The sequence below is a fragment of the Pseudomonas gingeri genome, from assembly GCF_013385635.1.
In the GTDB taxonomy this organism is placed as follows: Bacteria; Pseudomonadota; Gammaproteobacteria; order Pseudomonadales; family Pseudomonadaceae; genus Aquipseudomonas; species Aquipseudomonas gingeri_A.
In genome coordinates this window covers 13,524-34,245 of the sequence record NZ_JACAPR010000017.1, presented here as the reverse complement: position 1 = coordinate 34,245, position 20,722 = coordinate 13,524, and the positions used below count along the sequence as shown (strand labels likewise).

The following is a 20,722-nucleotide window of genomic DNA, read 5'->3' as shown; positions in this document are numbered from 1 at the left end:
GAATTACTTGACCAGTTCAAGTCGGCTCCTACAGGGGCGGTTGCCAAACAGGGTGGTATATTCTTATATCGTTTCGATCTAGCTGGCCTCCTCAATAGAATAGGTCGCTGTGCTAGCATGCCTCGCTCGAACACGGCCCGCTGGCCGTCCATAAGAACGCTTTTCGTGAGTAGCCATGGTCGACAAACTGACGCATCTGAAACAGCTGGAGGCGGAAAGCATCCATATCATCCGCGAGGTGGCCGCCGAGTTCGATAACCCGGTGATGCTGTACTCCATCGGTAAAGACTCCGCCGTGATGCTGCACCTGGCGCGCAAGGCGTTTTTCCCGGGCAAGCTGCCGTTTCCGGTGATGCATGTCGACACCCGCTGGAAATTCCAGGAGATGTACAGCTTCCGCGACAAGATGGTTGCCGAGCTGGGCCTGGACCTGATCACCCACGTCAACCCGGATGGCGTGGCGCAAGGCATCAACCCCTTCACCCACGGCAGCGCCAAGCACACCGATATCATGAAGACCGAAGGCCTCAAGCAGGCCCTGGACAAGCATGGCTTCGATGCGGCCTTCGGCGGCGCCCGGCGTGACGAAGAGAAGTCCCGCGCCAAGGAGCGCGTCTACTCCTTCCGCGACAGCAAGCACCGCTGGGACCCGAAGAACCAGCGTCCGGAACTGTGGAACGTGTACAACGGCAAGGTCAACAAGGGCGAGTCGATCCGTGTCTTCCCGTTGTCGAACTGGACCGAACTGGACATCTGGCAGTACATCTACCTCGAAGGCATCCCGATCGTGCCGCTGTACTTCGCCGCCGAGCGTGAAGTCATCGAGAAGAACGGCACCCTGATCATGATCGACGACGAGCGGATCCTCGAGCACCTGTCCGACGAGGACAAGGCGCGTATCGTCAAGAAGAAGGTGCGTTTCCGTACCCTTGGCTGCTACCCGTTGACGGGCGCGGTGGAGTCCGAGGCTGAAACCCTCACGGACATCATTCAGGAAATGCTCCTGACGCGTACTTCCGAACGCCAGGGCCGGGTCATCGATCACGATGGCGCAGGTTCCATGGAAGACAAGAAACGTCAGGGCTATTTCTAAACAGGGTCTAAGCATGTCGCATCAATCTGATTTGATCAGCGAGGACATCCTCGCCTACCTGGGCCAGCACGAGCGTAAAGAACTGCTGCGTTTCCTGACCTGCGGTAACGTCGACGACGGCAAGAGCACCCTGATCGGGCGCCTGCTGCACGACTCCAAGATGATCTACGAAGACCATCTGGAAGCCATTACCCGCGATTCGAAGAAAGTCGGCACCACCGGTGACGATATCGACCTGGCGTTGCTGGTCGACGGCCTGCAGGCCGAGCGCGAGCAGGGCATCACCATCGATGTCGCCTACCGCTATTTCTCCACCGCAAAGCGCAAGTTCATCATCGCCGACACCCCCGGCCATGAGCAGTACACCCGCAACATGGCCACCGGTGCCTCCACCTGTGACCTGGCGATCATCCTGGTGGACGCCCGCTACGGCGTGCAGACCCAGACCCGTCGCCACAGCTTCATCGCCTCCCTGCTGGGGATCAAGCACATCGTCGTCGCCATCAACAAGATGGACCTCAAGGACTTCGACCAGGGCGTGTTCGAGTCGATCAAGGCCGACTACCTGAAGTTCGCCGAAGGCCTGAAGATGAAGCCGTCGAGCATGCACTTCGTGCCGATGTCGGCCCTCAAGGGCGACAACGTGGTGAACAAGAGCGAGCGTTCGCCCTGGTACACCGGCCAGTCGCTGATGGAAATCCTCGAAACCGTGGAAGTGGCGGGCGATCGCAACTTCACCGACCTGCGTTTCCCGGTGCAGTATGTCAACCGGCCGAACCTGAACTTCCGCGGTTTCGCCGGCACCCTGGCCAGCGGCATCGTCAAGAAGGGCGACGACGTGGTCGTGCTGCCGTCGGGCAAGAGCAGCCGGGTCAAGTCCATCGTCACCTTCGAAGGTGAACTGGAGCACGCCGGCCCCGGCCAGGCCGTGACCCTGACCATGGAAGACGAGATCGATATCTCCCGTGGCGATTTGCTGGTGCATGCCGACAACGTGCCGCCGGTGACCGACAGCTTCGAGGCCATGCTGGTCTGGATGGCTGAGGAGCCGATGCTGCCGGGCAAGAAATACGACATCAAGCGCGCTACCAGCTACGTGCCGGGTTCGATTGCCAGCATCGTCAACAAGGTCGATGTGAACACCCTCGAAGAAGGTCCGGCCAGCGCCTTGCAACTGAACGAGATCGGCAAGGTCAGGATCGCCCTGGACGCACCGATTGCCCTGGACGGTTACGACAGCAACCGCACCACGGGCGCGTTCATCATCATCGACCGCCTGACCAACGGCACCGTCGGCGCGGGCATGATCGTCGCCCAGCCGCTGGCCCATGGCAGCGCCACGCACCATGGCAAGCTGGCTCATGTCGCGACCGAGGAGCGTGCCCAGCGCTTCGGCCAGCAGCCGGCGACCGTGCTGTTCACCGGCCTCTCGGGTGCCGGCAAGAGCACCCTGGCTTATGCCGTGGAGCGCAAGCTGTTCGACATGGGCCGGGCGGTTTTCGTACTGGACGGCCAGAACCTGCGTCATGACCTGAACAAGGGCCTGCCGCAGGATCGTGCCGGACGCACCGAGAACTGGCGTCGTGCCGCCCACGTGGCGCGCCAGTTCAACGAAGCCGGCCTGCTGACCCTGGCCGCGTTCGTTGCGCCGGATGCCGAAGGCCGTGAACAGGCCAAGGCCCTGATCGGCGGCGAGCGCCTGCTCACCGTCTACGTCCAGGCCTCGCCGCAGGCTTGCCAGGAACGTGATCCGCAGGGCCTGTACGCGGCCGGTGGCGACAATATTCCGGGCGAATCCTTCCCGTACGACGTGCCGCTCAATGCCGATCTGGTGGTGGATACGCAAGCATTGTCGCTGGACGACAGCGTCAAGCAAGTCCTGGAGCTGCTGCGTCAGCGCGGCGCGATCTAAGCCTCAGTCGCAACAAAAAGCCCGCAGTCGAGTGATCGGCTGCGGGCTTTTTTATGTGCTGTGAGATCGCTTTCGCGGATCAGCATTGTTTCGAACATGTCACGAACCCGTAGGAGCACGTTGGCGGCGCCTCAAGACTTGGCGGGATACTCGCGATGCATCTGCGCCAGCAGCGCGTCCTTGTTTTCCCACAGCTGGTTGATCCAGCCCTGGAACGCCAGGCGATACTCGCCGTCCTGGTCATAGTTGCGGCCGATGAACTGCGGCGGGATCTTCAGCTCTTCGAAATGCACCACCACCTCCCGCACGTTGCCGCACAACAGGTCCCAATAGCCCGGTTTTCCACCCGGATAATGAATGGTCACGTTGACGATGGATTCCAACTGCTCACCCATGGCGTCCAGCACAAAGGCGATGCCCCCGGCCTTGGGCTTGAGCAGATAGCGGAACGGCGATTGCTGTTGCGCATGCTTGCCTTGGGTAAAGCGCGTGCCTTCGGCGAAGTTGAAGATACCCACAGGGTTGTCACGAAACTTCGCGCAGGTCTTGCGGGTGGTTTCCAGGTCCTTGCCCTTCTTTTCCGGGTGCTTTTCCAGATACGCCTTGGAGTAACGCTTCATGAAGGGGAAACCGAGGGCCCACCAGGCCAGGCCGATGACCGGGACCCAGATCAGCTCCTGCTTGAGAAAGAACTTCAACGGACGGATCTTCCGGTTGAGCACGTACTGCAGGACCATGATGTCGACCCAGCTCTGGTGGTTGCTGGTCACCAGGTAGGAGTGCTGGTAGTCCAGGCCCTCCAGGCCGCTGAGGTGCCAGCGAGTGTTGCGGACCAGGTGCATCCAGGCCTTGTTGTTGCTGATCCAGGCCTCATGGGTATGGTTCATCAACCAGCCGGTGAAACGCTGGGTGAGGGCAAAGGGCAGGGCCTTGCACAGCGCCACGCAGAACAGGAACGAGCACAGCAGGAGGGTATTCAATGCCAACAGCAGCGAGGCGATCACGCCTCGTGCCGGGGCCGGGAGAAAGTCGAGCATCTAGATATCCACAGGTCGGTTGGCGGCTTGGATCGCGGTCAGGGCGATGGTGTAGACGATATCGTCCACCTGAGCGCCCCGTGGCAGGTCGTTGACCGGCTTGCGCAGGCCTTGCAGCATCGGCCCCAGGCTGACGCAGTCGGCGCTGCGCTGCACGGCCTTGTGGGTAGTGTTGCCGGTGTTCAGGTCGGGGAACACGAACACCGTGGCGCGACCGGCGACCTGGCTGTTGGGGGCCAATTGCCGGGCGACGTTTTCGTTGGCGGCGGCGTCGTACTGCAACGGGCCGTCGATCAGCAGGTCGCGCTGGGATTCGTGGGCCAGCAAGGTCGCTTCGCGGACTTTCTCGACCTCCTCGCCGCTGGCCGATTCGCCACTGGAATAGCTGATCATCGCCACCCGCGGCGTGATGCCGAAGGCCTGTGCCGAGTCGGCACTCTGCAGGGCGATTTCCGCCAGTTCGGTGGCGGACGGGTGCGGGTTCATCACACAGTCGCCGTAGACCAGCACCTGCTCGGGGAACAGCATGAAGAACACCGACGACACCAGCGTGCAGCCCGGCGCGGTCTTGATCAGTTGCAGGGCCGGGCGGATGGTGTTGGCGGTGGAGTGGATCACCCCGGACACCAGGCCGTCGACCTCGTCCAGGGCCAGCATCATGGTGCCGATCACCACGGTGTCCTCCAGCTGTTGCTCGGCCATCGGTGTATTCAGGCTCTTGCTCTTGCGCAGGGCGACCATCGGCTCGGCATAACGCCCGCGGATCTGGTCCGGGTCGAGAATCTCCAGGCCCGGCGGCAGTTCGAAACCATGGGCCTTGGCGACCGCCTCGACATCCGCCGGCTTGGCCAGCAGCACGCAACGGGCAATCCCCCGCGCCTGGCAGATCGCCGCGGCCTGCACCGTCAGCGGTTCGCTGCCTTCGGGCAGGACGATCCGCTTGTTGGCCTCCTGGGCCCGCTGGATCAACTGATAGCGGAACACCGCCGGGGTCAGGCGCATTTCCCGTGGCGTTCCGCAGCGCTGGTGCAACCATTGGGCATCGAGATGGCTGGCGACGAAATCGGTGATGATTTCCGCGCGCTCACGGTCATCGATGGGGATTTCCTTGTTCAGGCCGTTGAGCTGGTTGGCCGTGTCGTAGGAACCGGTACTGACCGACAGCACCGGCAGGCCGGCCTGCAGGGCGCCGCGACACAGCTCCATGAGGCGCGGGTCGGGCTTGGTGTCGCTGGTCAGCAGCAGGCCGGCCAGGGGCACGCCGTTGAGCGCGGCGAGGCTGACGGCGAGGATGATGTCGTCGCGGTCGCCCGGCGTCACCACCAGCACGCCCGGCTTGAGCAGTTGCAGGGTGTTGAGCACGGTGCGCGCGCAGATGATGATCTTCGACATGCGTCGGGTTTCGTAGTCACCGGCGTTGAGCACCTGGGCGCCCAGCAGTTCGGCGACGTCACGGGTACGCGGGGCGTTGAGTTCCGGCTGGTAGGGAATGCAGCCCAGCAGGCGGAAATCGCCGCTGCGCAGCAACGGCGAGTGTTCCTTGAGGCGGGCGGCAAAGGCCTCCATGCTCTCGTCGGTGCGCACCTTGTTGAGGATCACGCCGAGGACCTTCGGATCCTTGGGGCCGCCAAACAGCTGCGCCTGCAACTCGACCCGGCCTGACAGTTCGGTCAGCACTTCGTTTTCCGGCGCGGAAACCAGGATCACCTCGGCGTCCAGGCTCTTCGCCAGGTGCAGGTTGACCCGTGCGGCATAGCTGGCGCTGCGGGTCGGGACCATGCCTTCGACCACCAGCACGTCCTTGCCGACGGCGGCCTGCTGGTAGAGGGTGATGATTTCCTCCAGCAGTTCGTCGAGCTGGCCGTCGCCGAGCATCCGCTCGACATGGGCCAGGGCCAGCGGCTGCGGCGGTTTCAGGCCGTGGGTACGGGCCACCAGCTCGGTCGAGCGCTCAGGTCCCGTATCACCCGGGTGCGGCTGGGCAATGGGTTTGAAAAAACCGACTTTCAGGCCGGCGCGTTCCAGTGTACGTACCAGCCCGAGGCTGATCGAGGTCAGACCCACACCAAAATCGGTGGGCGCGATAAAAAAAGTTTGCATGCGTAGTCTCTAAAGGAGCGCAAGTGCGAGAACCTATGACTGGTCCCCTGCGGTATTCAGACGCCAAGGTTAGCGCTAACCGAGCCCTGTGCGCACCAACCACATTCAAAGGGCTGGCCGATTCTTGCCGAGCGTTGTGCCGGATCCAGCACCCAGGCGCGGGACTGCCAGGGCGGCTGATGGCGCAGGTGCTGGGTATGGCCGCAGGAGAGCTCGGCCACCCAGTACCCGTCCTCGTCCTGGTGGAAGCCGCTGACGGTTGACGGATGGGTCTTGGCCCGTCCGTCCGGGTTCCGTTCGCTTTCGGACGAATCCTTGTTTAGACTTGTCCGTTCTTCATTCTTATGCAAAAGGTCTCGCCCCATGCTGATCGCCGCCAATAAGGCTGTCTCCATTGACTATACCCTGACCAACGACGCTGGTGAGGTCATCGACAGCTCTGCCGGCGGCGCGCCGCTGGTCTACCTGCAAGGTGCAGGGAACATCATTCCGGGCCTGGAAAAGGCCCTGGAAGGCAAGACCGTCGGCGACGAGCTGACCGTAGCCGTTGAACCTGAAGATGCCTACGGCGAATACGCCGCCGAGCTGGTCAGCACCCTGAGCCGCAGCATGTTCGAAGGTGTCGACGAGCTGGAAGTGGGCATGCAGTTCCACGCTTCCGCTCCGGACGGCCAGATGCAGATCGTTACCATTCGTGATCTGGATGGCGATGACGTCACCGTTGACGGCAACCACCCGCTGGCCGGCCAGCGCCTGAACTTCCAGGTCAAGATCGTCGATATCCGTGACGCCAGCCAGGAAGAAATCGCTCATGGTCACGTCCATGGCGAAGGTGGCCATCACCACTGATTTCTGCTGCTAAGCTCTGGTAGTTGGAAGGCGCCCACGGGCGCCTTTTTAGTCCGCCGCGGTTTTTATCTGGAAACCGGTCGTGGTGTCGGGCAACAATGTCGAGACGTAACACGGGAATATCGGGAGTTCGTCATGAGTGCTTTTCACGACCTTACACTAGAAGCGCTGGATGGCCAGGACCTACCTCTCGCACCCTTCAAGGGGCATGTCGTGCTGGTGGTCAATGTTGCCTCCAAGTGTGGTTTGACGCCGCAGTACGCCGCGCTGGAAAACCTCTACCAGCAATACAAGGGCCAGGGCTTCACGGTGCTGGGCCTGCCGTGCAACCAGTTTGCCGGACAGGAACCGGGGACCGAGGAAGAAATCCGCGAGTTCTGCAGCCTCAACTACGGCGTGAGCTTTCCGTTGAGCAGCAAACTGGAAGTCAACGGTCACGACCGGCACCAGCTGTATCGCCTGCTGGCGGGCGAGGGCGCCGAGTTTCCCGGGGACATCACCTGGAACTTCGAAAAATTCCTGCTGGGCAAGGACGGTCGCGTGCTCGCGCGTTTCTCGCCGCGTACCGCGCCGGACGATCCGACGGTGGTCCAGGCCATCGAGAAGGCCCTGGCCTGATACCGGCTGCCTGTGGGAGCGAACTGCGCTCCCACAGTCCTGCATGACCGGATACTTCTAAAGCTTAATCACTCAGATCAATAGTGCTGGGCACTACGCTGTGGGCGGAATATTATCCTGATCATAAATTCCCCTTCAACCGTGGAGTGTCTCCGATGCCGGTCAAAGCCCTGTTCAAACCTTTCCACCTCGGCACCCTGGAGTTGCCGACCCGCGTGGTGATGGCACCGATGACCCGTTCGTTTTCCCCGGGTGGCGTGCCCAATTCGAAAGTCATCGAGTACTACCGCAAGCGCGCGGCGGCGGGCGTCGGCCTGATCGTCACCGAAGGCACGACCGTCGGGCACCCGGCGTCCAACGGTTACCCGAATGTGCCGCATTTCTATGGTGAAGCGGCCCTGGCCGGTTGGAAAAAGGTCGTCGATGCCGTGCATGCCGAGGGCGGCAGGATCGTTCCGCAGCTCTGGCATGTGGGCAACGTGCGTCGCCTGGGCACTGAACCGGACGCCAGTGTTCCCGGCTACGGTCCGAACGAAAAACTCAAGGACGGCCAGGTCGTGGTCCACGGCATGAGTCACCAGGATATCCAGGAGGTGATCGCCGCGTTCGCCCAGGCCGCCCGTGATGCCCAGAACATCGGCATGGACGGTGTCGAGATCCACGGTGCGCACGGCTACCTGATCGACCAGTTCTTCTGGGAAGGCACCAACCAGCGCGCTGACGAATACGGCGGCAGCCTGGCCAACCGTTCGCGCTTTGCCATCGAACTGATCCAGGCCGTGCGGGGCGCGGTGGGGCCGACATTCCCGATCATCTTCCGTTTTTCCCAGTGGAAGCAGCAGGACTACAGCGCGCGCCTGGTGCAAACCCCGGAGGCTTTGGGCGAGTTCCTCAAGCCGTTGTCCGATGCCGGTGTGGATATTTTCCATTGCTCGACGCGGCGTTTCTGGGAGCCGGAGTTCGACGGTTCCGAACTGAACCTGGCCGGCTGGGCCCGCAAGCTGACCGGCAAGCCGACCATCACCGTGGGCAGCGTCGGCCTGGACGGCGAGTTCCTGCAGTTCATGGTCAATACCGACAAGGTGGCCCAGCCGGCCAGCCTGGAGAAGTTACTGGAGCGCTTGAACAACGACGAATTCGACCTGGTGGCGGTCGGTCGTGCGTTGCTGGTCGACCCGGATTGGGCAGTGAAAGTGCGCGACGGTCGCGAGCAGGACATCCTGCCCTTCAGCCGTGACGCCTTGATGAGCCTGGCTTGACTGACGCTGACGTGTGGGAGCCGGCTTGCCGGCGATGAGGCCCTGAAGCCTTGCAGTGCTGGTTCTGCCGCCATCGCTGGCAAGCCAGCTCCTACAAATTATGATCGTTCCCACGCTCCAGCGTGGGCATGCAGCCGTGGCGCTCTGCGTCACAGAAGCGGACGCAGAGCGTCCATAGCGGCGTTACCACGCGGAGCGTGGGAACGATCAGAAAAGCTTCGCTGGCAAGCCAGCCCCTACACAAGCCAGCGCCTACAAATTGCGTGGTGTTTTCAGCATGGCGGTTGCTGGCAGGGCCGCAGCACGTTGCGCCACCGGCGGTGCGTCACAGGCCCCGCGCAGTTGCTTCTCGAACTGTTCGACGATCGCCCCCCAGCCCTGCCGGCTGGCATGTTGGCGGGCGTTCAGGCGCACATTGCGCAAGGTTTCCCGGCCTTCGAACAGCCAGCAGGCTGCATCACAGAAGGCTTCCTCGTCCCCGGGCATGGCCAGCACGCCGTTGTAACCATGACGGATATGCTGGGCAGCGGCGGCTTCGTCATAGGCGACGACCGCCAGCCCCGAGGCCAATGCTTCAAGCACTACGTTGCCGAAGGTTTCGGTCAGGCTCGGAAACAGGAACAGATCCCCTGAGGCGTAGTGGGCCGCCAGCGCTTCGCCGCGCTGGGTCCCGCAGAAGATCGCCTCGGGCAGCTCCTTGGCCAGGGCGGTCCGTTGCGGGCCGTCGCCGACCACCACCAGCTTCATCAGCCGCTGTGGATAAGTCGTCTGCAAGGCGCGAAAGGCGCGACCCAGCAGGCCGAGGTTTTTCTCGGTCGCCAGGCGCCCGACATACACCACGGCGATATCGTCCTGGGCCAGTCCCCAACTTTCGCGCAACTCGTTCAGCCGTTTGGCCGGATGGAACAACTGGCTGTCGACGCCGCGGGACAGCAGCTCCAGGCGCTCGAAGTGGCGCCGCTCCAGCTCCAGGCGCTGGCTGACGCTGGGTACCAGGGTCAATTTGGAACGGTTGTGGAACCAGCGCAGGTAATGGGTCAGCAGCCGCGTCAGCATCCCCAGGCCGTACTGGTTGGAATATTGCTGGAAATTGGTGTGGAAACCGCTGACCACCGAAATCCCCAGGCGTCGGGCGGCCCGCAGCGCGGACAGGCCCAGCGGCCCCTCGGTGGCGATGTACAGCACATCCGGACGCTGGCGCTTCCAGCGGCGCAGCAGCTTGTGCATCGACGACTGCCCCCATTGCAGGCCCGGATAGCCCGGCAGCGGCCAGCCGCGACAGAGCAGCAGTTCGGTGTCGCTGGGGCGGGTCTGGTCGCAGCTCTGGCGCGGGCGCACCAGCTCGATCTGGTGACCACGGGCGCGCAGGCCATCACACAGGCGGCCAAGGGTGTTGGCCACCCCGTTGATCTCGGGCGGGAAGGTTTCGGTGATCAGGGTGATATGCAGAGCTGTCATCATGCTTGCAGTATCGTGCCAGGCCGTTGCGACACCGTGGCAGTTGGGTGATGGATTTGTGACGGGGGGCGTTCTTGTCCTGCACATCCGGGCCAAGGCGCCGGGGCCGATGGGCTCCCGGCGCTATCGGGCTAGCGCGAAGATTGCCCCAGCGCCTCGTTCCCGCGCTCACGGACCCAGAACAGCGTCGCCCCGGCCACCGCCGCCGGCATCATCAGCAGGTTGACCACGGGAATCAGCAGCACCAGGTAGACGATCCCGCCGAAACTCATGCTCTGCCAGCGTTTCTGCCGCAGCCAGGCGAGCATCTCGTTCCAGCCCAGCTTGTGGTTGTCCGCCGGGTAGTCGATGTACTGGATCGCCATCATCCATACCCCGAACAGCAGCCACAGCGGCGCGGCGATGATATTCACCACCGGGATGAAGGACAGGATGAACAGGCCGATGGCCCGTGGCAGGAAGTAACCCAGCTTGCGCATTTCCCGAGCCAGGGTCCGTGGCACCATCGCCAGCAGTTCGCCCCAGCTGAAGGCCGGGAAGTCATCGGTACCGCGCACCACCACTTCGACCTTTTCCGCGAGAAAACCGTTGAAAGGGGAAGCGATGATGTTCGCCAGCATGGTGAAGCTGAAGAACACCATCAGTATCACCAGCACCACGAACAGCGGCCAGAGGATGTAGTTGAGAAAGCTCAGCCAGCCGGGCAGGGTCGGCATCAGGTGATCGACCCAGAGGCTGAACTGATGCCCGGCGAAGTAGATCAATCCGACGAACAGCACCAGGTTGATCAGCAGCGGCAGCAGGACAAACAGCCGCAGTCCAGGGCTCAGGACCAGCTTGAGGCCCTCGCGCAGGTATTGTGGGCCGGACATGACGGGTGCGGGCATAACGGGCTCCGAAGCAGGGGAAAACGCGCCGACCTTACCGGCTTTGCACAGGCGGTGAAAGGGCCGACATTTGTAGTAACGTTTTCGCTGATAAAGGCTTTGCGCAGAACGTCCTTCAGCATAGAGACCTGCTATGAGCTGGATTGTTATTGCGTATTTCCTTAATCTTCGCCCCCTCGATACGCTGCACGTCATTATTTTTCAGGACTGTGTGCTACAAGCCTTCCCCAAGTGCTTTCGCGGTCCTTTTTTATTCCAGCCGGTCTGCCGGCGCTCCGCCCCGGTGTCTCAGGGGCGGTCGATAGGAGTGAGTCATGTCTGAAGTACGCCATTCGCGAGTGATTATTCTCGGTTCCGGCCCTGCCGGTTACAGCGCTGCGGTCTATGCGGCTCGCGCCAACCTCAAGCCGCTGCTGATCACCGGCATGCAGGCTGGCGGTCAGTTGACCACCACCACCGAAGTCGACAACTGGCCCGGCGACGTGCACGGCCTGACCGGCCCGGCGCTGATGGAGCGTATGCGTGAACACGCCGAGCGCTTCGAAACCGAAATCATCTTCGACCACATCAACGCGGTGGACCTGGCGAAGAAGCCCTACACCTTGGTGGGCGACAGCGGCACTTTCACCTGTGACGCCCTGATCATCGCCACCGGCGCCAGCGCTCGTTACCTGGGCCTGCCTTCGGAAGAGGCCTTCATGGGCAAGGGCGTTTCCGCCTGCGCCACCTGTGACGGTTTCTTCTATCGTAACAAGCCGGTTGCCGTGGTCGGTGGTGGCAACACCGCGGTGGAAGAGGCGCTGTACCTGGCCAATATCGCCAGCACCGTGACCCTGATCCACCGTCGCGAGACGTTCCGCGCCGAGAAGATCCTGATCGACAAGCTGCATGCCCGTGTCGCCGAAGGCAAGATCATCCTCAAGCTCAACTCCACCCTGGACGAAGTCCTGGGCGACAACATGGGCGTGACCGGCGCCCGTCTGAAAAACAACGACGGCAGCTTCGACGAACTGAAGGTCGACGGTGTCTTCATCGCCATCGGCCATACCCCGAACACTTCGCTGTTCGAGGGCCAGCTGGCATTGAAAGATGGTTACCTGGTGGTGCAGGGCGGCCGTGAAGGCAATGCGACCGCGACCAGCGTCGAAGGTGTGTTCGCCGCCGGTGACGTGGCTGACCACGTGTATCGCCAGGCGATCACCTCGGCCGGCGCCGGCTGCATGGCCGCCTTGGATACCGAACGCTACCTGGACGGTCTGCAGAACGCTTCGTTCTGAGTGACCTGAAATAAAAAAACCGGCCGCGAGGCCGGTTTTTTTGTGTCAATTGTAGGAGCCGGCTTGCCGCCGATTAGGCCCTTGAGGCTTGCAGCGCTCTTGAGGCCTCATCGCTGGCAAGCCAGCTCCCACGGAATCCGACCGTTCGCACGATCAGGTGGCCAACAATCAGCGGCGCTTGAGCGGTTGCGCGGCGAATTTCACGCCGGCCAGGCCGTGCTCGATCAGGGCGCGGATATTGCCGTGGTCGCTGCCTTCGGGGGTGGCCAGTACCGAACGGTAGTGCTCGCCGAAGGCCAGCAGCGCGTGCTGATCGCTCAGGCCTTCGAGCAATGCCAGGCCCAGGGTCTTGCATGAGCCTTCGTTCTGCCCGGCGGCATTTTCCACGCCGCCGTTGTTGAAGGCCTGTGGCTGGTAGTCGTAGCCGGCGGCGACAAACGCCAGGGTGTCGGCGAAGACATGCTCGCCGCTGTCGAGGCTGGCGCGCAGGGTATTCAGATCAGTCATGGGCTTTTCCTTTGGCGAATGCCGCCTGTTGTTCGGCACTGGCTTCTTGCTGGTATTGGGCTTTCCACTCGGCATAAGGCATGCCGTAGACCACTTCACGGGCCTCGTCGAGGCTCAGCGCGATCTGGCGTTCGTCGGCTTCGGCCTTGTACCACTTGGACAGGCAGTTGCGGCAGAAGCCGGAGAGGTTCATCAGGTCGATATTCTGGACGTCCTTGCGGCTGTCCAGGTGGGCGACCAGCCGACGAAAGGCGGCGGCTTCGAGTTCGAGGCGTTCTTGCTCGGTCATGGTGGGCTCTGTGCTTGAGGGGGCAATCAACGTAGGCCGCGATGATAAGAGCCTGGCGTGTCGAATGCCAGGCAGCTCCGGGTTTCAACGGCAGGACTCAACGACTCAGCGGCTCGCCGCCAGGGTGATCGACACCGACTCGGCAAACCGCAGGGCATGGGGCTTGTCGACCTCGACCTCGGCGTAGAGCACCGCTTCGTTGCTCATGACCAGGTCCAGCAACTCCTGGGTCAGGCGTTCGAGCAGGGCAAAGCGGTTGCCCTCCACATGCTGGATGATCGCCTTGGTGATGGTGCGATAGTTCAGTGCGTGGTCGATATCGTTGTCGCGCACGGCTTCCTGGGCGGCATAGAGGATGGTGAGGTTGATCAGCACATCCTGCTTGTTGAGGATCTCGTCCTCGTTGATGCCGATAAAGGTGCGCAGGCACAGGTCCTTGACCCGGATCCGGGCCATTCCCGGTTGAAGTTGTGGCATTGCTACTTGCTCCGTCCGATCAGTTGCAGGAACTCCATGCGGGTGGTGTTCGAGTCGCGGAAGGCGCCGAGCATCACCGAGGTGTTCATGGTCGAATTCTGTTTTTCCACGCCGCGCATCATCATGCACATGTGCTGCGCCTCGATCACTACCGCGACACCCGCGGCGCTGGTCACCTGCTGGATGGCGTCGGCGATTTCCCGGGTCAGGTTCTCCTGGATCTGCAGGCGCCGGGCGAACATGTCGACAATCCGCGCGATCTTCGACAGGCCCAGGACCTTGCCGGTCGGGATGTAGGCGACATGGGCCTTGCCGATAAAGGGCAGCAGGTGGTGCTCGCACAGCGAGTACAACTCGATGTCCTTGACGATCACCATCTCGTCGTTGTCCGAGGCGAACAGCGCGCCGTTGACCACCCCGGCGAGATCCTCGGCATAGCCGTGACACAGGTACTGCATGGCCTTGGCTGCCCGTTTCGGGGTATCCAGGAGACCTTCGCGTTCGGGGTCTTCGCCAAGACCCAGGAGGATCTCGCGGTAATGCTCGGGCAGCGTTGCGCTCATTGCAATGTTTCCTCGCGGGGCGGCTTATTTGAGGTGCCGGCCGCCGTTGACGGTCAAGGTTGTGCCGGTGACGTAAGGGTTGTCCAGCAGGTAGCGCAGGCTCTGGTAGATCACCTCGGCGCCAGGCTCGATGCCCAGGGCTGATTTGGCCAGGGTCTTGGCGCGGTACGCCGCGTCGTCGTCGGGGTTGAACATCAGCAGCGCGGGGGCGATGCCGTTGACCTTGATCCGCGGTGCGTATCGGGCGGCGAAGGACAGTGTCAGGCTGTCCAGTCCGGCCTTGCTGGCGCAATAGGCCATGTGTTTGCTGCTGCCCTTGCGCGTCACGTCATCGCTGATATGCACGATATCGGCGAGTGGCGATTGTTGCAGCAATTGCGCGCAATGCAGGTTGATCAGGTACGGCGCCAGCATATGGATGCTGAACATCCGGGTAAACACCTCGGTTTCGTCGCCCGGGGTTTCGGCCAGCCAGGCCGAGGCGTTGTGCACGATCGCCCGCAGGCTGTCGGTGTGCTGTTTCAGGCTGTCGATAAAGGCCAGGATACCGGCTTCGCTGGCGAAGTCGGCGAACAGCGTGATCGCGCCCCGCTCGCGCAAGGCCAGCAGGCCGGGTCGTTCGCTGCGGTAGCTGACGATCACCGGGCAACCGTCCGCCAACAGCCGCTCTGCACAGTGCAGGCCGACACGCTGGCTGGCGCCAGTGATCAGGATCGGGGCGGGGGACGATGGCATCGGGGGCTCGCGGCAAGCAGTGAAGGGGTGTCGATTGACGTTGAAGTCAAACTATACCAGCGACACGCCTTCCACAACCCTGCGGGGGACCGCCGTCCCGCGTGGCTAGCGGCTCTGCGTCGGTGCCGCTTCCGGCAACGTCCTGGCCCGGGTGCCGTGCAGCCAGCCCGCCAGCAGGTGAGTCGACAGCGGGATGAAGAAGTAGACCATCAACGGCGTCAGCATCATCGTGCTGAGCAGGATCCGTGGCACCAGTTCCAGTCCGGCCAGCAACGGGCCCAGGGCGAAGTTGAACAGCAGTGATACCGGAAAGAAGGCCAGCCAGATCGCCACGCTCTGTTTCCAGCGTGGCGGGCGCTGGCCGACGCTGCCGAACCAGCCTTCCAGGCCGCTGACCCGGTGCTCGGAAGGGCGTGCGAACAGATCGCCGCCACGCTCCAGCCAGGCCTTGCGCGAGGCCGAGTGTTCCCAGGCGTGCAGGGTGGCGGCATCGCTGAAACGGAAGATCATCTGGAATTCGTTGTCGGTGGGAGGCGGGGCAAGCACACCGGAACCCAGGTAGCCGGGGAAGTCGGTAGCCAGTTGTTCGCCTTCCTGGAGCCAGGCGAGCATATCCTGATAACGGCCGTCGGCGACGCGACGTGCCACCATCATGGTGACGGGTGAGGTAGACATTATGTATCTCCGCAAGACCAGCAGGCTGCCCGGGTAGGGCAGACGCGAAACGCAGCGCCGAGGTGGTGGGCTGCGTCTGAAAAACAGGCAAGAATTATTCCCTGTTTCGGGAAAACCGTCAGAGACGGTGAATGCATTGTTCCATGTTTGAAGAAAGTGAGTCGATGTAGGCTAGAATATCTACAAAATTTTACACATTGATGTGGAAAATATGGCCGTCATCACCGAACTTGCACCTGTATCGCTGCCATTACCGGCTTTGAAACAGGAAGAATTGTTTCCTATCCGCGAGGTTTCGCGCCTGACCGGCGTGAACCCGGTCACCCTGCGGGCCTGGGAACGACGCTATGGCCTGATTCAGCCGACACGCACCGAAAGCGGGCATCGGCTCTACGCCATGAGCGATATCGAGACCGTACGCAGCATTCTCGGCTGGATCGAGCGAGGGGTGGCGGTCAGCAAGGTCGGCAAGATCCTGGCGAAAACAGCGGCGGCGCGTGTACCGTCGACCGATACCCTGCTGCCGTTGCCCGTGGATGATTGGCACGACTGCCAGGTGCAACTGGGTAGCGCGATCAGTGCCTTCGACGAATTCGCGCTTGAGCGTGTCTATGGGCAGATTTTTTCCAGCTACCCGCTGACGGTGGTCTTCCAGAATATCCTGATGCCGCTCTGGCAGGAGCTGCGCGCCCAGCGTGGTGCATTCGGGCTGCTCAGCGAATGGCTGTTCCTCGACAGCTTCCTGCGCGGTCGGGTGCTGCAGCGCCTGCAATCGGCCAGGGGCGCGCCCCTGGAGCGGATTGTCCTCGCAGCATTGCCAGGGGATTGTCGCGAGCTGGAATTGCTGGTGGCCGGCTTGCTGCTCGGCAACGGCGAGTGCCCGGTCAGTGTGCTGGCCATCGGGCAGCCTTTCGACGAGTTGCCGCTGATCTGTGAAAAGGTCCGGCCGCGGGTGCTGGTGCTGTATTCCAACCGTTCACCGGCCTCGGATCTGCCACGCCGGCTGAATCGGCTGGCGCTGGCGGTGGAGTGTCCGGTGATGCTCGCCGGCGACGTCGCCGACCTGCTGCAGGACTCCCTCGAAGGCACCAGCATCGGCTGCCTGGGGCATGACGGCCAGCGGATGCGCCAGCGCCTGCAGCAACTGCTGGCTGGCAAGCTGGATACCTGAGGTGTCTGGGGTCAGGTGTGAAATTGTGGATGGGCCAGGCGGTGCTGCTGCAGGATGTACTGGCGCAACCGTTCGGTTTCGTCCTGGTCGCTCTGGCTGAGCCGGTAGGCATACAGGCCCTGCTCGGTTTCCCGCTCGAACCGTCCGCGCAAGGCAATGCGCTCATACCCCGAGGGACTGAACCACTGGGCGAACTGCCTGGGCGGCTTGATGCCGTTGCGACTTTCCACCAGCACGCCCTTGAACGACACCTCGCGTACCGCCAGGGCGCTGGACTGGCCCCGGGAGTTTTCCAGGACCACCGGCTCGTCCAGGGTCAGGCGCCAGGGACGGACCATCGGCCCGTCCTCGTAGATGCTCGGCACCCCCAGGCGCAAATGCTGGGCATGGAACTCGTCTTCCACCAGGTGCAGCGGGAAGGTCATTTTCTGGTTTTCGAAGTTTGCCTGGATCGTCACCTGTTCATGGGCCGCCAGGCGCGTCAGCAGGTCACGGATCTGCGACACGCCATTGACCAGCAGGCTCGACGAGGCATCGCGCTTGTTGAGCTGCGGGTTGTGTTGCATGGTCCGTATGAAGTCCAGCTCGTCCTGAGTCAGAAGGGCGTCGCGGTGCATGATCGAGCTCGAAAAGTGGGAAACGTGCATACAACAATGGTGGATATCTGCTCAGACAACGGATTCCACTATTGGTTGACGCCACTGGTCGCCTTGAGCGCGTCGAGTTCGGCCCTGACCTCGGCCAGTTGCGCTTCCAGCTGGGCCACCCGCTGCTGTGCCTTGACCTGGATCGTCACATCTTTCTGCACGCCGACAAAGTAGGTCAGCTGGTCGCTCTCGTTGAACACCGGGGAGATCGACAGCTCGTTCCAGAAGTGCGTGCCGTCCTTGCGATAGTTGCGCAGGATCTGGCGGCACGGCTTGCGGGTGCGCAGTGCCTCGCGGATCAATTCCAGATTCGGCTGGTCGCGGTCGCCCGACTGCAGGAAACGGCAATCCTGATAGAGAATTTCTTCGTTGCTGTAGCCGGTCAGGCGTTCGAACGCCGGGTTGGCATAGATCAGGATATTGTCTTCGCCTTCCTGTTCGGCGACGACGATGCCGTCGTTGGAGGCATCGATTACCAGTTGCAGCAGTTTCGGGTTGATCATCGTTGAAATAATCCGCAGTCCATTGGCGATCCCAGGAGTGTAAGAGAATGTTCCGGATGGTCAATGCCGTGGAGTGAATCCGGATGGATTTTCAGTGGGAATGTTTCTCACCTGTTAATATCCTACGCTTTTACTCTGCTCCAGGATCAGATTGATGAAAGTCGCCATCCTTTCCGGCTCGGTCTACGGCACGGCCGAAGAAGTTGCCCGTCACGCCCAGCGGGTTCTCGAAAAAGCCGGCTTCGAAGCCTGGCACAACCCTCGTGCCACCCTGGCCGATATCCAGGCGTTCGCCCCGCAGGCCTTTCTGGCGGTGACCGCCACCACCGGCATGGGCGAATTGCCGGACAATGTCCAGCCGCTCTATTCGACTATTCGCGATCAACTGCCTGCCGCCTGGCGCGGCCTGCCTGGCGCGGTGATCGCCCTGGGCGATTCGTGCTACGGCGATACCTTCTGTGGCGGTGGCGAGCAGTTTCGCGAGCTGTTCGCCGAACTCGGCTTGCGTGAAGTCCAGGCGATGCTGCGCCTGGACGCGAGCGAAACGGTCACGCCGGAAACCGATGCCGAGCCTTGGCTGGCCGGGTTCATCAGCGTATTGCGGGGCTGATCGGGCGTTCGCGCAAGAGTGCCAGCCACGCTTGCGCGGCTTGCGACAGATAGGCATCGCGTCGCCAGATAAACGCGATATCCCAGCGCAGGTCGGTGGGCGAGCTCAAGGTCAGGCGTACGACTCCGGGCCTGACCAGTGAACGGGCGACCACGCTGGGCATCAGCGCCACGCCTTGCCCGGCCGCCACCAGCGCCGCGAGAAAGTCCGCCTGGCCGCTGCGTCCGCTTTCCATGGGGGTAAAGCCCAGCCGCTCGCAGGCCTGAATCAATCGATGATTGAGTACGAAGCTGCGCTGATAGAGCAGGAACGGGGTGTCGGCCAATTGTTCCAGGCGAATCGAGCCTTCCTCGGCCAGCGGGTGATCGATCGCCAGCAGGACGTCCAGCGGCTCGTCACAGAACGGCTGGCAGTCGAACGCCGGGTTGCTCGGCGTGAGCCCTCCGCCCAGTTCCAACTCCCCGCTGAGGACCGCCGGTTCGATGCTCAGGCTGCCGCCTTCGAACAAGTGGATATTGATGTTCGGGTAACGCCGCCGGTATTCGGCAAACAGTCCGGCAAACAGAGTATCGCCGCCCAGTTGCGGCAAGCCCAGGCGCAGTTCTCCCCGTGCCAGCTGACTCAGATCGTCCAGTTCATGCAGCAGGCCGCTGCGCAACCGCAGCATCTCCTCGGCTCGTTGCAGTACCACGCTGCCAGCCGCGGTCGGTCGCACCTGCGAGCCCTGGCGATCCAGCAACACCACCCCGAGGCTGTGTTCCAACTGTGCGACCTGCTTGCTCACCGCCGACTGGCTGACGTGCAAGGTCCTGGCGGCCTGGGTGAAGCCGCCCTGATGAACCACTTCGACAAAACTGCGCAGCTGTTTGAATTCCATTCGACAATTCCATTATGGAATGAGGTGCAGTCTAACAATTCGCTTTCGAGATGGTAGGGGCAGCTCTAAAATTGCGCTCATCGAGGCCCTGAATCCCATGAATCGATCCCTGTTGAAAAAAACCGGTCGCCTGCTCGCCGAGCTGTCCGTACTGGTCGGCCTCTATCTGCTGGGCGGACAGTTGGCGGCTTGGACCGGGTGGCCGATTCCCGGCGGCGTGATCGGCCTCGGCCTGCTGCTGCTGGCGTTCGCCTCGGGCCGGATCAAGCCGACTACGCTGCAACTGGGCGCCGGATGGCTGATGGCGGAAATGTTGCTGTTCTTCATTCCGGCGCTGATGAGCCTGCTGGACTACGGCGCCATGCTGCGCGAGAGCGGCTGGCGGATCCTCCTGGTGATCATGTGCAGCACCTTGCTGGTCATGCTCGCGACGGCGCTGACCGTCGAACTGGTGTGCCGCTGGAGCAACCGTCGTGAAGCCTGAGTGGATGTCCCTCTTCTGGCTGGCGCTGACCCTGGCGGCGTATGGCCTGAGTCGCTGGAGCTATCGGCGTACCGGACGCTACCTGTTGTCGCCGCTGATCCTGGTGCCGATCATCCTGCTGGCGGTTGCTGTCCCGCTGAACACCGCCTATGCCGAGTATTCACGCGATACCCATTGGCTGATGCTGGTGCTGGGGCCCGCCACCGTGGCTTTCGCGGTACCCATCTGGCAGCAGCGCCGCTTGCTCGCCCGGCACTGGCCGGCACTGTTACTGGGGATGCTCGCGGGCAGCGTGGCGTCCATTGCCAGTTCCTACGGACTGGCCCGGGCCTTGTCGCTGGACAGCACCTTGACCCTGTCGCTGGTGCCACGGTCGATCACCACCCCCTTCGCCATGCCGGTGGCCCGGGACCTGGGCGGCGTGCCTGAGTTGACGGCGGTATTCGTCATGGTGACCGGCGTGTTTGGCGCGATGCTCGGTGGGATCCTGCTCAAGTGGCTGCCGCTGCGCAGCAGTCTGGCGCGGGGTGCTTTGTTCGGTGTCGGGGCGCACGGCGCCGGGGTCAGCCGGGCCCGTGAAGTGGGTGGTGAAGAAGGCACCGTGGCCGGGCTGGTGATGGTCCTGACCGGTCTGCTGAACCTGTTTGCCGCGCCCCTGCTGGAGGCGCTGATCTGATACGCAGTTGAACTATTT

At 62.5% G+C, this 20,722-nt stretch carries 24 protein-coding genes; 10 read left to right on the top strand and 14 right to left on the bottom strand.

Translation table 11 applies throughout. The annotated features are described in order from the left end of the window. Positions 1-175 precede the first annotated feature (175 nt). Both cysD and cysN read left to right on the top strand, forming a co-directional pair. Positions 176-1,093 (top strand): sulfate adenylyltransferase subunit CysD, encoded by a 918-nt coding sequence (gene cysD, locus HX851_RS44905; RefSeq protein ID WP_177056225.1) that lies wholly within the window; start codon positions 176-178, stop codon positions 1,091-1,093. Positions 1,094-1,106: 13 nt separating this feature from the next. After that, entirely contained in the window at positions 1,107-3,005 is a 1,899-nt protein-coding gene (gene cysN, locus HX851_RS44900; RefSeq protein ID WP_177056224.1) for a sulfate adenylyltransferase subunit CysN, read from the top strand. 131 nt (positions 3,006-3,136) lie between these two features. Here the strand turns inward: cysN and yihG are convergent, their stop codons facing one another. Genes yihG through HX851_RS44885 form a run of 3 tightly spaced genes read right to left on the bottom strand, consistent with a single transcriptional unit; the run spans position 3,137 to position 6,537 of the window. Next, positions 3,137-4,042 carry a 1-acylglycerol-3-phosphate O-acyltransferase, YihG family gene (gene yihG, locus HX851_RS44895; RefSeq protein ID WP_177056223.1) on the bottom strand — a complete coding sequence of 302 codons (906 nt, stop codon included), beginning with the start codon at positions 4,040-4,042 and terminating at the stop codon, positions 3,137-3,139. Then, positions 4,043-6,142: a phosphate acetyltransferase gene (pta, locus tag HX851_RS44890; protein WP_177056222.1), complete on the bottom strand. Its 2,100-nt coding sequence runs from the start codon at positions 6,140-6,142 to the stop codon at positions 4,043-4,045. Positions 6,143-6,198: 56 nt separating this feature from the next. After that, a complete protein-coding gene (locus tag HX851_RS44885) occupies positions 6,199-6,537 on the bottom strand; it encodes a DUF3565 domain-containing protein (protein WP_177056221.1) in 339 nt (112 codons plus the stop codon). Between HX851_RS44885 and HX851_RS44880 the strand changes: the two genes are divergently transcribed. The 3 genes from HX851_RS44880 to HX851_RS44870 all read left to right on the top strand — a co-directional run bounded on the left by HX851_RS44880 (position 6,506) and on the right by HX851_RS44870 (position 8,868). Further along, on the top strand, positions 6,506-6,991 hold the full coding sequence (locus HX851_RS44880; protein WP_145252538.1) for an FKBP-type peptidyl-prolyl cis-trans isomerase: 486 nt from the start codon (positions 6,506-6,508) through the stop codon (positions 6,989-6,991). The two genes, HX851_RS44885 and HX851_RS44880, sit on opposite strands and share 32 nt — an antisense overlap. A 135-nt stretch (positions 6,992-7,126) precedes the next feature. Then, entirely contained in the window at positions 7,127-7,609 is a 483-nt protein-coding gene (locus HX851_RS44875) for a glutathione peroxidase (RefSeq protein ID WP_177056220.1), read from the top strand. A gap of 155 nt (positions 7,610-7,764) precedes the next feature. Beyond that, the gene (locus tag HX851_RS44870; RefSeq protein ID WP_177066022.1) at positions 7,765-8,868 is read left to right on the top strand and encodes an NADH:flavin oxidoreductase; all 1,104 of its coding nucleotides are present in this window, start codon (positions 7,765-7,767) and stop codon (positions 8,866-8,868) included. Positions 8,869-9,120: 252 nt separating this feature from the next. On the opposite strand, the gene HX851_RS44865 is transcribed toward HX851_RS44870, so the two are convergent. Together HX851_RS44865 and cysZ are read right to left on the bottom strand one after the other, a co-directional pair. Further along, a complete protein-coding gene (locus tag HX851_RS44865; protein WP_256262318.1) occupies positions 9,121-10,329 on the bottom strand; it encodes a glycosyltransferase family 4 protein in 1,209 nt (402 codons plus the stop codon). A gap of 128 nt (positions 10,330-10,457) precedes the next feature. Further along, positions 10,458-11,213 (bottom strand): sulfate transporter CysZ, encoded by a 756-nt coding sequence (cysZ, locus tag HX851_RS44860; protein WP_177056218.1) that lies wholly within the window; start codon positions 11,211-11,213, stop codon positions 10,458-10,460. A gap of 314 nt (positions 11,214-11,527) precedes the next feature. On the opposite strand from cysZ, the gene trxB reads away from it, so the two are divergent. Beyond that, positions 11,528-12,490, top strand: a complete 963-nt coding sequence (gene trxB, locus HX851_RS44855) for a thioredoxin-disulfide reductase (protein WP_177056217.1) — start codon at positions 11,528-11,530, stop codon at positions 12,488-12,490. 168 nt (positions 12,491-12,658) lie between these two features. Here trxB and HX851_RS44850 read toward each other — a convergent pair whose 3' ends face one another. From HX851_RS44850 to HX851_RS44825, 6 genes are all read right to left on the bottom strand, one after another. Next, positions 12,659-12,997 (bottom strand): HopJ type III effector protein, encoded by a 339-nt coding sequence (locus HX851_RS44850; protein WP_177056216.1) that lies wholly within the window; start codon positions 12,995-12,997, stop codon positions 12,659-12,661. Continuing rightward, positions 12,990-13,286: a DUF1244 domain-containing protein gene (locus HX851_RS44845; protein WP_177056215.1), complete on the bottom strand. Its 297-nt coding sequence runs from the start codon at positions 13,284-13,286 to the stop codon at positions 12,990-12,992. The genes HX851_RS44850 and HX851_RS44845 overlap by 8 nt, the downstream gene beginning before the upstream one ends. Before the next feature lie 105 nt (positions 13,287-13,391). Further along, a complete protein-coding gene (gene folX / locus HX851_RS44840) occupies positions 13,392-13,763 on the bottom strand; it encodes a dihydroneopterin triphosphate 2'-epimerase (RefSeq protein ID WP_042935429.1) in 372 nt (123 codons plus the stop codon). 2 nt (positions 13,764-13,765) lie between these two features. Next, positions 13,766-14,326 carry a GTP cyclohydrolase I FolE gene (gene folE / locus HX851_RS44835; protein WP_177056214.1) on the bottom strand — a complete coding sequence of 187 codons (561 nt, stop codon included), beginning with the start codon at positions 14,324-14,326 and terminating at the stop codon, positions 13,766-13,768. A gap of 24 nt (positions 14,327-14,350) precedes the next feature. Next, a complete protein-coding gene (folM, locus tag HX851_RS44830; RefSeq protein WP_177056213.1) occupies positions 14,351-15,061 on the bottom strand; it encodes a dihydromonapterin reductase in 711 nt (236 codons plus the stop codon). Positions 15,062-15,166: 105 nt separating this feature from the next. Beyond that, the gene (locus HX851_RS44825) at positions 15,167-15,736 is read right to left on the bottom strand and encodes an antibiotic biosynthesis monooxygenase (protein ID WP_177056212.1); all 570 of its coding nucleotides are present in this window, start codon (positions 15,734-15,736) and stop codon (positions 15,167-15,169) included. A gap of 211 nt (positions 15,737-15,947) precedes the next feature. Between HX851_RS44825 and HX851_RS44820 the strand changes: the two genes are divergently transcribed. After that, on the top strand, positions 15,948-16,907 hold the full coding sequence (locus HX851_RS44820) for a MerR family transcriptional regulator (RefSeq protein ID WP_177056211.1): 960 nt from the start codon (positions 15,948-15,950) through the stop codon (positions 16,905-16,907). A gap of 11 nt (positions 16,908-16,918) precedes the next feature. Here the strand turns inward: HX851_RS44820 and HX851_RS44815 are convergent, their stop codons facing one another. Both HX851_RS44815 and HX851_RS44810 read right to left on the bottom strand, forming a co-directional pair. Beyond that, the gene (locus tag HX851_RS44815; RefSeq protein WP_177056210.1) at positions 16,919-17,524 is read right to left on the bottom strand and encodes a hypothetical protein; all 606 of its coding nucleotides are present in this window, start codon (positions 17,522-17,524) and stop codon (positions 16,919-16,921) included. 68 nt (positions 17,525-17,592) lie between these two features. Continuing rightward, positions 17,593-18,057, bottom strand: coding sequence for a PAS domain-containing protein (locus tag HX851_RS44810; protein WP_177056209.1), 465 nt, complete (start codon positions 18,055-18,057; stop codon positions 17,593-17,595). Between the two features lie 154 nt (positions 18,058-18,211). Between HX851_RS44810 and HX851_RS44805 the strand changes: the two genes are divergently transcribed. Continuing rightward, positions 18,212-18,667, top strand: coding sequence for a flavodoxin (locus HX851_RS44805; RefSeq protein WP_177056208.1), 456 nt, complete (start codon positions 18,212-18,214; stop codon positions 18,665-18,667). On the opposite strand, the gene HX851_RS44800 is transcribed toward HX851_RS44805, so the two are convergent. Further along, positions 18,648-19,544, bottom strand: coding sequence for a LysR family transcriptional regulator (locus tag HX851_RS44800; RefSeq protein WP_177056207.1), 897 nt, complete (start codon positions 19,542-19,544; stop codon positions 18,648-18,650). The two genes, HX851_RS44805 and HX851_RS44800, sit on opposite strands and share 20 nt — an antisense overlap. Positions 19,545-19,641: 97 nt before the next feature. On the opposite strand from HX851_RS44800, the gene HX851_RS44795 reads away from it, so the two are divergent. Then, on the top strand, positions 19,642-20,028 hold the full coding sequence (locus HX851_RS44795) for a CidA/LrgA family protein (protein ID WP_177056206.1): 387 nt from the start codon (positions 19,642-19,644) through the stop codon (positions 20,026-20,028). After that, on the top strand, positions 20,018-20,704 hold the full coding sequence (locus HX851_RS44790) for an LrgB family protein (protein WP_177056205.1): 687 nt from the start codon (positions 20,018-20,020) through the stop codon (positions 20,702-20,704). Before HX851_RS44795 ends, HX851_RS44790 begins: the two co-directional genes overlap by 11 nt. Positions 20,705-20,722 lie beyond the last annotated feature (18 nt).